The sequence below is a fragment of the Lacinutrix sp. 5H-3-7-4 genome, assembly GCF_000211855.2.
Taxonomy (GTDB): Bacteria; Bacteroidota; Bacteroidia; order Flavobacteriales; family Flavobacteriaceae; genus Lacinutrix.
Map to the genome: position 1 here is coordinate 1,877,512 of NC_015638.1, position 14,989 is coordinate 1,892,500.

At 28.5% G+C, this 14,989-nt stretch carries 11 protein-coding genes and 1 rRNA gene (1 of these 12 cut by a window edge); 4 read left to right on the forward strand and 8 right to left on the reverse strand.

What is annotated here, in order from left to right:
- Positions 1–67 precede the first annotated feature (67 nt).
- From LACAL_RS08320 to LACAL_RS08335, 4 genes are all read right to left on the reverse strand, one after another.
- The gene (locus LACAL_RS08320; RefSeq protein WP_013870286.1) at positions 68–412 is read right to left on the reverse strand and encodes a DUF4870 domain-containing protein; all 345 of its coding nucleotides are present in this window, start codon (positions 410–412) and stop codon (positions 68–70) included.
- A 97-nt stretch (positions 413–509) separates the two neighbouring features.
- Entirely contained in the window at positions 510–1,751 is a 1,242-nt protein-coding gene (locus LACAL_RS08325) for a hypothetical protein (protein ID WP_013870287.1), read from the reverse strand.
- Between the two features lie 217 nt (positions 1,752–1,968).
- A complete protein-coding gene (locus LACAL_RS08330) occupies positions 1,969–2,463 on the reverse strand; it encodes an outer membrane beta-barrel protein (RefSeq protein WP_013870288.1) in 495 nt (164 codons plus the stop codon).
- Between the two features lie 33 nt (positions 2,464–2,496).
- Complete coding sequence (locus LACAL_RS08335) at positions 2,497–3,339, reverse strand: DUF4412 domain-containing protein (protein WP_013870289.1); 843 nt, start codon at positions 3,337–3,339, stop codon at positions 2,497–2,499.
- Between the two features lie 133 nt (positions 3,340–3,472).
- Between LACAL_RS08335 and LACAL_RS08340 the strand changes: the two genes are divergently transcribed.
- On the forward strand, positions 3,473–4,039 hold the full coding sequence (locus LACAL_RS08340) for an RNA polymerase sigma factor (protein ID WP_013870290.1): 567 nt from the start codon (positions 3,473–3,475) through the stop codon (positions 4,037–4,039).
- The gene (locus LACAL_RS08345; RefSeq protein ID WP_013870291.1) at positions 4,039–4,767 is read left to right on the forward strand and encodes a tol-pal system YbgF family protein; all 729 of its coding nucleotides are present in this window, start codon (positions 4,039–4,041) and stop codon (positions 4,765–4,767) included. Before LACAL_RS08340 ends, LACAL_RS08345 begins: the two co-directional genes overlap by 1 nt.
- Here the strand turns inward: LACAL_RS08345 and LACAL_RS08350 are convergent.
- The 4 genes from LACAL_RS08350 to LACAL_RS08365 all read right to left on the reverse strand — a co-directional run bounded on the left by LACAL_RS08350 (position 4,760) and on the right by LACAL_RS08365 (position 11,376).
- Positions 4,760–7,546, reverse strand: coding sequence for a CHAT domain-containing protein (locus tag LACAL_RS08350; protein WP_013870292.1), 2,787 nt, complete (start codon positions 7,544–7,546; stop codon positions 4,760–4,762). The genes LACAL_RS08345 and LACAL_RS08350 overlap by 8 nt on opposite strands.
- Complete coding sequence (locus tag LACAL_RS08355) at positions 7,530–8,177, reverse strand: hypothetical protein (RefSeq protein WP_158306394.1); 648 nt, start codon at positions 8,175–8,177, stop codon at positions 7,530–7,532. Before LACAL_RS08355 ends, LACAL_RS08350 begins: the two co-directional genes overlap by 17 nt.
- A gap of 136 nt (positions 8,178–8,313) precedes the next feature.
- Positions 8,314–10,743 carry a hypothetical protein gene (locus LACAL_RS08360; protein ID WP_013870294.1) on the reverse strand — a complete coding sequence of 810 codons (2,430 nt, stop codon included), beginning with the start codon at positions 10,741–10,743 and terminating at the stop codon, positions 8,314–8,316.
- Between the two features lie 33 nt (positions 10,744–10,776).
- On the reverse strand, positions 10,777–11,376 hold the full coding sequence (locus LACAL_RS08365) for a ribonuclease HII (RefSeq protein WP_013870295.1): 600 nt from the start codon (positions 11,374–11,376) through the stop codon (positions 10,777–10,779).
- 135 nt (positions 11,377–11,511) lie between these two features.
- Here LACAL_RS08365 and LACAL_RS08370 point away from each other — a divergent pair, with 135 nt between their 5' ends.
- Both LACAL_RS08370 and LACAL_RS08375 read left to right on the forward strand, forming a co-directional pair.
- Positions 11,512–13,488, forward strand: coding sequence for a putative porin (locus LACAL_RS08370; protein WP_013870296.1), 1,977 nt, complete (start codon positions 11,512–11,514; stop codon positions 13,486–13,488).
- 809 nt (positions 13,489–14,297) lie between these two features.
- A 16S ribosomal RNA gene (locus LACAL_RS08375) occupies positions 14,298–14,989 on the forward strand (it continues 828 nt past the right edge of the window).

Genomic DNA, 14,989 nt, shown 5'->3' on the forward strand with positions numbered 1-14,989 from the left:
TATGATTAATAGTTTATTTATTATTTAATGGTTTAAAAATTGAAAGGTTAACAGATGTGAATTTTTTTTAAAGTTTTTTAAACCAAACTTCAAACTTTTTGCCAAGTACTGGTACAGGTTGTTTTTTGTTGTTAACAGCATTTATAAGTCCCATAACCCATAAAAAAGCAACAAAAAAACATCCTAAAATGCTAATTAACCAACCTAATAAAGGTATTACACCAACCACCATAAGAGATAAGCTTGTTAGAGCTATACCTAGAGATTGTTTAATGTGGTAACTGGTAAAAGTGTTTTTCTTTTCGCTATTTATTATAAAAGCGATAATGAGCCCAATAATTGTTACGTAAGCTATAATAGCAATGTTTTTTTCGTTTGTAATAGTCTGGTCTATTGAAGTTTGATTTTTCATTTTTTTTTATGATTAATAGTTTATTTATTATTTAGTGTCAACATTTTACATAAAAACCTAAACTGTTAAGTTTAGGTTTTTATGATTTTAATAGATTTTAACCTTGGTCGCAAAAATCATTACTAACGTTATTTTGAAAAGTATTATTAGATTGATTAATTGTACAAGCACTAAAACCAGTTATTGTTGATACACCAACAATAATACCGCAACCATTGCTATTAGAAATTTCACAATTGGTTACTTGTGCATAAGAACCGTTAAAAAGCGTTAAATTGGATTTGTTAGATACAAGAGTTTGCGAGGCACTACCACCATAAGAGATTTTACAATAAGAAAATTTATTTTGTACGTTGTTGCTATCTAGAATGTAAATTCCTTTCCAAGAACCAGGTGTAGTAACATGACCTGTAAAAATTATATTTTCACTTGCTGTGCCAACAGCATTAATATAAGCATTATTGTATTTAGCTACTAAAAAGCCATTTGGTGAAAATTGTAGTTTTGCGCCAGGTAATATTTTTATTCCTTTTCTAATATCTATCTCTCCATCTATATAATAATCTATGCCTTGCCATATGTGTTCAATCCCATCATCTAATTTAGATTCTCTAATAGAAACTCCATTAAATCCATTATTTGTGTAAGTGCTGTTGCTATCTATTTTTTCTACATGTTCAGCAGATACTCTCACTGCAGCACCTGAATTGTTATTAAATGTATTATTACTAAAGACATTAAGATCTGCACTATTATAATTGGTTATATGGTTCATAACAGCCAAACCAATACCATCTGTATTCTCTATTATTGTATTTTTTATACTAAGTTTACCAGTATGAATTGTTTTGAAAACAACAACTGCTGCTTTTTGATTATACCAAGTGCTATTAATAGGGCTGCTACCTGCGTTGTTAATTTTTACATAGTTTAATTTGTTTCTAACATCATTAGATTCAAAACCAACGCCTCTCCAATATCCTTTAATGTTTTGTTCGCCTTTAAAAGTAATTGGACTTTCTGCTATACCATCTGCAGATAAAGCTCCTCCTGAATTTACATATAAGCTAGTACCAGTTTTAAAAATTATTGTGGTACCAGGTTCTATTGTAACCAACGCATCGATGTTTACTTGACAGTCAACTATATAGTCTACACCATTAGAATGATTTGTTAAGATGGTATCTGTATTGTAATCGCATTCTAATGTAATAGTATTTGGCGTTACCTCTAATGGTGCCGAAGGTGTTTCGTCTATTATATCGTCTGTACTACAATTTGTTAGGCAGATTGAAAGTAAAATTAAGCTTATTTTTATTGCTTTTTTTAAAGTTTTCATAATTCAGATTTTGTTAATTATTTATATACTCTTTAATAGCACTATTTTTTTAAGGTTAACATTACTCAAAAAAAAAGCCGAAGTTTTTAGGGAAACTCCGACTTTAAACAACCTAAACTAAAAATAAAATAGACTATTAATCTATTTTTAGAGAGCTATTATTAATTAACGATTGTTTTAAAAACTGTTTAATTTGTGAGACTAATTAAATAAACTATTACAGTTTTAATAATACACCAGCATTTACTACTATTTGGCTATAATTACTTGCAATATATTTGGGTTCTAAATACACAGAGAGCATATTTGTAAATTGCCATTGTGCTCCTGCACCAATATTGGCACCAATTGCAGTATCGTTTTCTATTGTTTCGTTTTCTATAAAGTAAAAAGATGTTTGTGTTTTATAGCTTGAGAAATTTATGCCTACTACTGGATATACTTTAAGCTTATCTATAATATTAATAGTATAAGTAGCATTTACATCTATACCTAATAAATTTTGGTTATAACCTAGAAAGGTGCTGTTGCCAAAAAAATACGATATGTTTGGACTTACAGCTATTTCATTTGTGATATTAAATTCTCCTTTTATAGTAATACCAACGCTGCTTACTTTTTCGTTATAACCAATACCGCCACCAACGGCGATTTGAGAATAGAGATTTATACTTAATAATATTGTGATGATTGATATAAAAATTGTTTTCATTATAATTGTTTTCTTATTTATTAATGGTTTGTTTTAAAACATTTTCTTGTATTGCGAACTGTCTATTGTAATATTTTGTTTTTCTAGTGCTTTACATGTCATTGTTATGGTTTTAGGTTTTCTTTTAGAAGTATCTGTTATACTCATTTCTAACATTAAACCATTTATATTTTGAATCCATTGATTTTTTAATTTTGTTTTTTGTGATGCCAATGCTTTATACAAACTAACATCCACATCGTTTGTAATCCATACAGTACCATGCATGTCTTTTCCTTTTGTTTCGTACTCTGTAGCGTTATAACCTAAAATTGTTTTTGTTTTTCCTGTTGGTTTTACGGTGTATTCTGTGTTAGTAGCAGCAGCATCTGCCATAGTTTCAAAATCTATATTCATTTTCATAGACATAACTTGTTTAGCGCCATTGTTTTCCATAAACATAAATATGGTTTTTCTTTTTGCATCTAAAACGTTTATTAAGTTAGTACCATGTGTGTCTGGTATTGTTGACCCAGTATAATCGCCATGTGTATTTAAGTAGTAGATTATTTCTGTAGTTTTTTTATCACTTGTCATTTCTAACACATATTTATGTGAAAACCTATAAGTACTCTCTGGAGTAATACTCATTCCAGAAGGACTAAAAGGAATACTACTATTTTTATTAGACTTGCTTTTTTTTCCTTTAGAAGTATTATTAAATGTAGAATCGAAAGCTTTGTTAGTTTCTTTTTCGGCTTTTTGTTCAACTTTTTTTTCTAAGGTACGTTCTACAGCTTTTTCTGCTTTATTACCAAGTTTTTTCCAAATTTGAGCTTGGCTTTTTGTGGCTAAACAAATAGCCATAATAATTAGTAAAGATTTGTAAATATTCATTGTTGTTTAAATTTTGGTTATTTACAATCTTAATGGCTTGTAATTTAAAAGGTTAACATATTTTATAAATTTCATTTAAAAACACTTAAATTAGCTTTGTAAGTGTTAACCTTTTTTTCAATACAAACATTAAATGTCAAAGCAACAAGTAGAAATTACGCTTAACGAGCTTAAAAGTGGTTCCCAAATTGCATTACGGCAAGTGTACGAAGACAATAGAGATAAGTTTATAAACTTTGCTAAACGCTATAATTTGCCACAAGATGATGTAATTGATATTTACCAGGATGCTTATGTTATATTTTATGATAATATAATGAATGGTAAAATTGAAAAGTTTACAAGTAGTATTTCTACCTATTTATTTAGTGTTGGTAAATATCTAATCTTCGATAAAATGAAAAAAAACAACAAAAAAGTAGGTTCTGGATTTGATCTTGCCATAGTTAGAGACGAAGATGAGATTATGCACACTATGGAAATTGAAGAAAAGACATTAACACGCGAGCAAGAATTGTTATACACACATTTTTCGAGTTTAGGTAAACAATGTCAAGAGTTGTTAAAGTTATTTTATTACCGAGGTTTTACTATAAAAGATATTTTAGAACTAGGCAATTACAATAGCGAAAATGTGATAAAAAGTACTAAATCACGTTGTATGAAAACCCTAAAAGAACGAATTAATAGCAAATTATAATGACTAACGACGACTTACTATATCGCTACTTTTCTAATAATTTAAGTAAAACTGAAACAGAGCAGTTGGAAAAATTATTAGAAACAGATGCTGAGTTTAAAGCTCAATTTGAATTTGAAAATAATTTAAAACGTGTAATAAAGCACAAAGAAAATAGCATATTAAAAGCTAAACTTCGGGACTTTGAAACTGAAATTGAAACACGTGATAATAAACAAACAAGTAAAAGTTTTAATTGGCGTATTGCTGCATCTATAATAATATTATTAGGTGTGAGTTGGTTTGGGTATCAAACCTTTTTTGGTGTAAATTACCAAGATTTATACAATGCAAATTATCAAGAATATCCAAATACAGAATATGCAATTACAAGAAGTGATACTGTAGATTCTCCAGAACGACGTGCATTTGTAGCTTACGAAGCTCAGGATTTTGAAAATGCTATAACGCTTTTTGAAAATTTACCAGTAGATGTTAAAAAACCTTATCATATTTTCTATAAAGCACAAGCATATTTAAAAACAGGAGAGATAGAAAAGTCTAAAGTAATTTTTAAATCTATTATTAGTGAAGGCAAACCGTTTAAAGCAGAATCGTACTGGTATTTAGCAATGATAGCATTAAAAGAGAAAGATAAAAATGAAGCTTTAAAATATTTAAAAATTTTAAAAGCAGATTATAACTATAATAAAGTAAAAGCTGAAGCACTTTTAAAAAGACTTAATTAGCTTTTTTATTTTTAAAGTAAAATAGAGCCAAAGCGATTATAAATACTAAAGACCCAATAATCCATATCCAAAGGTAATTTGATGTAGAAATTGGTTTAGTATTTCCAGAAATAACAAAACCAGACCAATAATAAGGGTGAGATAATGCATTATCTCTATTATTATTTATAAAATTGACTTGTGCAATTTGCAAGGCTTTAGGTTTTGCTTTGTTTTTAGAAAGAGCAAAGTAAAAATCATTCATTAATATTGATGCAGAAGCATCGTTAATTTTCCAAAGTGTACTTGTAATACTTTTTGCTCCACTAAAATAGAATCCACGAGCCAAACTAAGCAAACCTTCACCGCGTTTAAGTTCTCCAATACCACTATCACAAGCACTTAAGGTAACTAAATTTGCATTTAATTTAAGGTTATACAAGTCTTTTGTATAAAGTAAATTTTCAGATTGTGGTTTTGGTGAAAAAGCTAAAAAAGAATATTCTGGATTATTATCATTAAAAATGGCATGTGTTGCCATGTGTATTATTCCGTAGTTTAAACTTTTATTGGTAAAATTATTTAAACTGGCTTGATTTCCTGTAAATGCTTCTCCTTTTATATGTTTTAAAATTGCTTCAACTTCATTTTTATTATTAGGTAGTGGTAGTAACTTATTATCTTCAAACTTAAACGTAGGAGCAAAAGCTATTATTTTGTTATTTGTATTTTGATTTTCTTGTAGTTGAGATAGTAGTGTAGCAGAGTTTACATAGCTAATTCCATAATCTTCAATTAGGTAATTAATGTTTGTTTTTGAAGTGTTTAATGCCGAAAAAGGAATGTAATTTAAAAAACCATCTGCTGCAATAATTATTTTTTTCGCATTATGCTCCTTTAATATAGGTGCAATTAATTTTAGATATAGATCATGAGACTGTTGCGCGACGGTTTCTAAGTTTGATTTTGGATTGCTTATATTTTTTTGAAATGCAATAAGATTTTTGTAAAAAGAATTATTTATAGGAATTTTTAAAATATTTTTTTTGTTTTTGCTAATACCAATGGCGTATATAGCTTGTGAACCATAGAAGTATGAAATAAAAATTTCATCTTTTTTTAAAGTGTTTTGAAGTTGTTTACCCGAAACTACAGCAGTATTATATTTTAAATCGTAATAATTTTTATAATTAGATTCTAAATTTAAAATTAAATTACTGTATTGTGATTTTGTACTAAATAATTCGTCTTGTAAAGCGTCTGTGTTTTTGTTTATTATTCTTTTTTCTAAATAAGTTATTCTTGATTTTAAAAACTGTTCTTGCTCAATAATGTTTTGAGGAATGTTAGCATAGGCTGTTGCTTTTGTATTTAATAATGCTTCAATTAGTATAATGCTTTTGCTTTTTTCTGCATAAGCGAAAGCATCATCAATAAATTTTGTATTATTTGTTTTGTTATATAAGTTGTAAAGTGCATTTAATCCAGACTCAAAAACAGGAAAAGCATTGTCTATTAAAAAAAGCTTATCTGTATTATTTTTAAAGCTTGGTTTTAGCTGTTCTAAAACAGAAAGCGCTTTGTTTGTAGTTGCAATAACAGAATCTAAAGCTTTTGTGTGATTTAAAATGTTGGCTTTAGATTTTAAAGATTTAAAAAGTGTGGTTTGATTTATTGTTGAGTTTAGAGTGTCTTTACTAAATTGATAAATAGCTAGGTTATAATTAGTAATAGCTTTGTTAGGTTTTTTAATTTCACTATACAAATCGCCAAGTTTATTATATATTATAGCGACATCGTTGTGAGGTTGGTTATTCCACTTTGCTTTAACTAACTCAAGTGCTTTATCTAAGGCAACTGATGCTTCATCGTAATTTTTTGTTGCTTTGTTAATATTAGATTTAGCAATGTAATACCTGTACCAAAAAGGATGATTTTTGGTTAAGTTTACTTTCATTTTTCTTAAATAAAAATAGGCACTATCTGTTTGTTTTAAATTTATGTGATTATCTATAACGTTTTGGTATGAAGAAACAATGCGATTACTATTTTTAGTAATATTTATATAATAGTCTAAAACTTTTTGCAAGGTTAAATTAGATAGCTTGTAATTTTCTTCTTTCTTATATACATCAGAAATAAGTACATAAGTAGTATTTAAAAATTCTATATTGCTTTCAGGATTTGCATTTAAAACTCTCAAGTTTTTATTATGAAATGTTTTTGCTAATTCATATTTACCTTCATCACTGTACATTTTTCCAATAAAGTTATTAGCGCCAACATATAAGCCAAGTACATGGTTAATTTGGTTAAAATCGCGCTGAGTTTCAATATTTGAAACTAATTTTTTGAATGTCTCAAGTGCACTATCATATTTTTTTAACTCATAATTATTTAAGCCTTTTGTATAGTTTATGGTATTTAAATAATAACTTTTTAGAGGTAATGTATCTATTTGTTTTTTATAAAGGTTCACAATAGAGTCTAGTGCCACAAGATTATCACTAATAACTGCCAAATCATAATGGTAATTTGCACACCAATTTTCGCTAATTAATCCATCCATTAAACTTATAACATCATCATTTTGCGAAGCTATTTTTTCTATTTTATTAAAGTAGAAATATGCTGAGTCTTTATTTACATAATAATGTTCATTTGTTTTATTAAAATAAAAATCCAGATTACTTAAATAATCTGGATTTTGGGCATTTAAAATTTGAGTACAAAAATAGATTAGTACTATAGTTAATTTTGTAAAATTTTGATAATATGCTTTATTAGTAAATATAGCCACTAACAGAATAATTTATTACTTGATTATTTGTATTAGTACGTTGAATATCTGCAATAAAATCTCCAGTAAAACCATTAAAATCTACGGTTGACACAGAAATTATATTATCGAAATTATTTAAAGAAGTAAATTCGTTTGTTTGAAGCGTAACTATTTCTTCTTCAGTTTGTATGTCTCGAAATACAATTGTAACATTCAAAATATCATTAGAGAAAGTAATATAATCTAAAAGATTAGGAATGCAAGCTCCAGATGTACAAGGCATAGGAGGAACAGGCGGAATTCTAGGGATTCTTGGTACACCAATTAAAGCATCTTCAATAGCAACTTGATTACTCTCTGCGTTTTCTAATTCATCTAACTCTGTATTAGCTGTATTAAGCATGTTTTGTAATTCTACATTGTTAGGATCTTGCTCTAATTGTTCTTCTAATGAAATTATTTCAATATGTGTTATCTCAATTTGTGCGTCTAGATATAGTCTATATAAGTCTCCTTCGTAGTAATTATTTTCATTTGTGATAGCAAAATCTTCTGCATTTTGATCTTGGTTAACTTGGTCATCATCATCTTTACAAGAAAAGGTAAAGACACATAATACGGCTAATAATAAAAATTTAGTTCTCATCATTTTTGTTTTAGGTTGTTGTAACAATTAATGCTAAGGGACTAAGTAAAGTTAACAATTTATATGTATTTCTTTAAGAATCTGTGTGAAATGTTATTTTAAATGTGTGATTAGTAGGTTTTTATGTGTAAGTGGTTTCTTAGTTTATTTCGTACAATAAAATGCTAGCGCTATCACCTTTTGTAATAAATTCTAAATTATCGTCTTTATCTATGTTATCTAAATCTATTGTAGACTTTCCATATACAGGAAAGTTAGCAATAGGTTTTGCTTGGCTATCAAATAAAAGCACTTTTTGAGATTGCAAGTCTGTTACAGATACATATATTTTATTATTAATATAAAATAGTTTTGGCTTGGTGTAATTTCCAAAATCTAAATCTAAAGTATTGGTTTTAATTTTTAATTTGTTTTCTTTTTGTGCAACTAGCGTTTTTGTTGTGGTAAGTAATTTAGAGTTTTCACCAAGTAATTTACTTGTGCTTACCTTACCTTTTGTAGTTATCTGTACTAAACTTCCATCTTTACTAACGGTTGCAAAACCATTTTCAAAACTATATACAGGTGAATTTGAATAATTAAATTTAGTGTTTGCTTTAATTCTAGTTAGACCACGTCTACTTAATATATGTAGTTTTTTATTTGTTTTTATAATAATGTAATCTTTATTATTAATACGTATGTGTTGTGGTTGTGTATTAATAATGTCTTTAGCTTTAGAAAATTTAAAACCTTTTACAGTTTTACCTTTACCATTATAAAGCAATACGTTTTTGCCTTGTGTTACAAAAAGGCGGTATTTTTTATTTTTATCATAATCGAAAACCGAAAGCGGTTGTGTAATTTTATCATTAAATTTTAAAGGAAACCCAGTAACATCTTTACCTGTTCTGTCTAATAAATAAACACGATTAGGAGTTGCGAATACTAGCTGTAATCTTCCGTTTTTATAAGAGTCTATTTGTTCAATTTTTCCTAAAACGGGACCTTTAAGTTGTTTTTTCCAAAGTATATTTCCTGTATTAGATATAAGGTATAGTTTGTTCTTTATATCTTGTACTACAATTTCTTTTTGTTTTGTACGGTGGTTAGTTACAAACCGAGGATTATTTAATATTGGAGCATCAAGCTTTATATTTAATAACTCTGTAACTGTACCGCTTTCAGCTTTAGCTTTACTTTTTTTAATTACAGCGTTTAGGTGAGCATAATTAGTATCGTAAATAAATTGAATAGCAGACGTTTTGTATTGTTTTAAGCTGGCATCAATATATGTATCTAGGTTAACGTCTAAAACATCTTTTAATGAGTTTGGGTTTAAAACATGAAGTATTGATGAGGCTGTGCTTAAATGCTGCGTTGTACTTGTGTAGTAATCTCTAGACTTTAATGTGGTTTCATTTAAATAATTAGCAATAATATTTTCTAAATCTTCTTTAGAATTCCCGAAAATTAAAAACTGGTCTATAATACAATATAGATTAGCAGTACTAAAATCTACAAAAGGAGATAAGGTTTTTTCAAATAAATCTGGTTTACTAAAACTATATATAGGTATTTGTCTATAATCTTCAACTTTATTTTCTTCACTAATTAATGCTTCCTTTGTTGCAATAATATCTAAAGAATTTAAAACTATACTTTTATTCTCGCCTTGGTAAATTACTCCAAACTCTACAATATTATTAAAAATCGCATTTGTTTTAGTGCTGTCTTTTTTTTCGTTATATAAATTTAAATTGTTTTTAAAAGTAGAAAATGTATTAAAAGTTACACTTAAAAAACCATCGCAATTATTAGGTGCAATATGTGAAATTTGATTTTCCTGCGGAATTGTGTTTTTAAAAATATTAATAAGTTTAGTAGAATCGCTTGCTTTGGTAATGCCGTTAAGTATTAATTGATCTTGAGAAATATCTGCATCAAAAGCGGTATAATCTGTAAAATTTTTAAAATTTAAGTTTTCAGAATCAAATACCGAAGTAATAACACTTTCTTTTTTATTACGTATTAAAACCGAAATGGCTTTTTTATTATTAAACGTTTTTGTGATTTTATTAATTTCCTCAGGTGTACTTTTTTTATTTAAAGTGGCTTTTAAAATATCAAGGTTTGAAGCCGCAATAGCAATACTATCTTTAACAACAGTGTAAACAACACTGTTTTTATAAGTTAGTTTTTTTCCAGGAAGGTTGTTTATCTTTAAACTTTCAGATAGATGATTTGGTAGAGAATCTATTTCAATTAAATTTTTAGTAAACCTAGTAGAGAGAACAAATTCAAGACTGTCATTACTATTTTTTAAAAATGAAAGTAAAATTGGGTTATCTGTCTTTATGTAATCTAAACATGATAACTTATTTTTAATTGAGTTAGAAATTTTAGTTTGTGATAAATTACTAATAAACGCACTGTTTTTAATATTACTTTTTAAAGCTTCGGCATTGTTTATACTTATAATAACCGATGTTTTTTCTGGTATAAAATCATAAAGAGAAGCATCTTCTTTTTGCGTGGTACAACTAATTGTTATCACTAAAAGGAAAGCTAAAAAGCAAAAATTTTTCATTAAAATTGAGGGTTTTTGTAAAAGTAATTAATTCTATAATTCTAGCTTTAATTGTTCTGGCAATAATCTAAAAGATTTTCTGTGATATTTGGTGATGCCATATTTTCTAATCGCTTCTCTGTGCTCCTTAGTTGGGTAGCCTTTATTTTTTTTCCAATTATACATAGGAAACTCTTCGTGAATTTTTAACATATATGCATCACGATATGTTTTAGCTAAAACAGAAGCTGCAGCTATACTTAAATATTTACTATCACCTTTAATAATAGTTTCAAAAGGAATATTATTTAAAGGCTTAAACCTGTTACCATCAACAATTATAAACTCAGGTTTAGGGTTTAATTCTAAAATAGAACGTTGCATAGCTAAAATTGAAGCATTTAAAATGTTTATTTCATCAATCTCATTTTCATAAACATGAGTAAAAGCATAACAAATCGCTTCGTTTTCTATAATAGGTTTTAAAAGCTCCCGTTTACCTTTAGAAAGTTTTTTAGAGTCGTTTAATATATTGTTTTTAAATTTTTTGGGTAAAATAACAGCAGCCGCTGTTACAGGTCCAGCAAGGCAGCCGCGTCCGGCTTCATCTGTACCGCATTCAAATTCAAAAGAAGAATAATTAAATTTAAGCATTTAGGTGTATCTTAACAAATGGTATATAATATTAGCTGTATTTATGCGATTATTTATATAATATGAATTACCACAGAGATATTTCATATTTTTGGCAAAGCTTTTAATTTGAAAGCCTAAAAATATAATGAATTAATGAATAAAATAATATTAACTCTTTTTTTATTGTTAAGTAGTACAATAGTAACTGCTCAAGTTTTACAACCAGTAAAGAAGAAAGTTAAAGTATCAGACGATGGTTTAATTTTAAACGATTCTCTTTCTCAAGGCTCAAGTAAAAGCACGAGTAATAAAAACATAAAAAATAAAGATGCTAAAATAACAGACTATCTTATTATTTCTCACCTTCGAGATACAACCTATGTAGATACCACACAAAGTATTATTAAAGAATATAAATACAATTATTTACGTAAAGATAATTTTAACCTAATGCCTTTTTCAAATTTAGGGCAAACATATAATACATTAAGTTATGATGTTAAAGAGACTTCTTTAATGCCAAAATTTGGAGCACGAGCTAGACATTTTAATTATATGGAAGTTGATGATATTAACTATTACCATGTGCCAACACCATTAACAGAGTTGTTTTATAAATCTGCTTTCGAGCAAGGCCAACTATTAGACGCCTTTTTTACTACAAATGTTTCTAAACAATTAAACTTTTCTATAGCTTATAAAGGGTTAAGATCCCTAGGTAAATACCAAAACCTACTTACAAGTACAGGTAATTTTAGATCAACGGTAAGCTATAAAACCAAAAACAAAAGATATGTTTTAAACGCGCACTTTGTTGCTCAAGATTTATTAAACCAAGAAAATGGAGGTTTAACAGATGAAAGTGTAGCATTCTTTATGTCTGGTGACGATGAGTTTAAAAACCGTGGCGTTCTAGAAGTTAATTTTGAAAATGCAGAAAACATTCTTGAAGGAAAACGTTTTTATTTAAATCAATCTTATGATTTGATATCAAAAAAAGATTCTACAGCAAACAACACATTAAGCGTTGCTCATGTTATGAATCTTGAAGATAAGTTTTATATGTACGATCAATCAATTGAAGAAGATGAATTTTTTGGAGACGCATATAGAACAACAAACCTAAAAGATAAAGTAACATTAGAAGAGTTTAGTAATCAATTACAATTAAACTACGGTAATAAAATACTAGGTGATATACAATTAAATGCCTCTCATACAAATTACAATTATGGTTACAATAAAATAATTGTTTTAAATAATCAAACCATTCCTAATAGATTAAAAGGAGATATTTTAGCAGTAGGAGGTAAGTATCAAAAACAACTTGGAGGTTTTAGACTACAGGGAGATTTAGGAGCAAATGTTAGCGGCGATTTTAATGGCAACCATATTACAGTAAAAGCAAGTTATAATTTAAATAATGATATAAAATTATTAGCACAAATAAATAACAATTCAAAAGCTCCAAATTACAATCAACAGCTATACCAAAGTGATTATATAAACTATAACTGGAAAACTCAATTCAAAAACATTAAAACTCAGCAACTTTTATTTAATCTAAAATCTAAAAAATTAGCAAATATTACAGTAGATGCATCTACAATAAATGACTACGTATATTTTAAAAAGGACGAAACAAGTAATACCGTTAAGCCGTTTCAGTCAGATAAGTCAATAACCTATTTAAGACTTAAGCTTAATAAAGAAATTGGATACCGTAATTTTTACCTAAACAATACTATAATGTATCAAAATGTAAAAGACGATAATCAAGTATTTAACGTACCACAAATTATAACCCGAAACACGTTGTACTATGCCAACCATTTGTTTAAAAAAGCACTTTACTTACAAACAGGCATAACATTTAATTACTTCTCAAAATACAATATGAATGCATACGATCCATTACTTGCAGAGTTTTATGTGCAAAATGAACAAGAATTAGGAGGTTACCCAAGATTAGATTTCTTTATAAATGCAAAAATTCGACAAACAAGGATCTTTTTAAAAGCAGAACATTTTAATGCAGCCTGGTCCGGTTATGATTATTTTGCAGCACCTAATAATCCATATAGAGATTTTTCAGTGAGATTTGGAGTAGTTTGGAACTTCTTTTTATAATCCAATAACTAAATAAATATTAAAAATGGCGTTCCCAAAGGGCGGGCTTTCCACTATATCTTTTTTTTAGAAATAAAAAAAAGGATGCCGTATCAATCCCTAACGCAACAAACATTTTCAAAAAAAGGTATAATTATTACAAATAAGAATCATACACTTATTTAAGTAGTTTAACTAATATATAGATTAGAGGTAAAAGCATAAAATTAAGGGTATATATAATAAGGACAAAGATAATAAATAAGCGTAAAAAAAATAAGTCTATAAAGCATTGATTAGAAGCTTTTAAGCGAGGTGTTTAAAATAAAACACAAAAAAGATAAATTAAAAGCTTGTTAAAGAAATAAATGGTTGTATATTTGCAGCCGCTTAGCGCTTAAGCTATATAGGCAAAGGCACAAAAGTGACGTTCAAAAAAAGGTTAAAAAAAATAAATAAAAAAAGTTTCAAAAAAGCTTTTTATATTAAATAAAGGTTGTATGTTTGCAGCCGCAAAAAACACCAAAGTTTAGAGCGAAAAAGTTCAGTAGTATTTTTATTTTTTAGTGATTTAAAAGGGGATAAAAATTTTCAAAAAAAAACTAAAAAAACATTGCGTAGAACAAAAAAGGGTTTTACATTTGCAGCCCGCTAATGAGGTAACAAAATTAGCGAATAAAAATTAGAATATAAAGTTCATAAACATATTGAATTGACAGCGTAAGTTTTTAACTGGAAACGGTTAGAGACAAACAAGAGAATAAACCATTCGAGTACTAAATTAATTTCTTTGGTTGTTAAGCATATTAGTGGAAACACTTAAAAATTTAACGATGAAGAGTTTGATCCTGGCTCAGGATGAACGCTAGCGGCAGGCTTAACACATGCAAGTCGAGGGGTAACAGGGGAGCTTGCTTCTGCTGACGACCGGCGCACGGGTGCGTAACGCGTATAGAATCTACCTTGTACTAAGGGATAGCCTTTGGAAACGAAGATTAATACCTTATAGTATATCGACTCGGCATCGGGATGATATTAAAGATTACGGTACAAGATGACTATGCGTTCTATTAGCTAGATGGTGTGGTAACGGCACACCATGGCAACGATAGATAGGGGCCCTGAGAGGGGGATCCCCCACACTGGTACTGAGACACGGACCAGACTCCTACGGGAGGCAGCAGTGAGGAATATTGGACAATGGAGGCAACTCTGATCCAGCCATGCCGCGTGCAGGAAGACTGCCCTATGGGTTGTAAACTGCTTTTATACAGGAAGAAACACCTCTACGTGTAGAGGCTTGACGGTACTGTAAGAATAAGGATCGGCTAACTCCGTGCCAGCAGCCGCGGTAATACGGAGGATCCAAGCGTTATCCGGAATCATTGGGTTTAAAGGGTCCGTAGGTGGATAATTAAGTCAGAGGTGAAATCCTGCAGCTCAACTGTAGAATTGCCTTTGATACTGGTTATCTTGAGTTATTATGAAGTAGTTAGAATATGTAGTGTAGCGGTGAAATGCA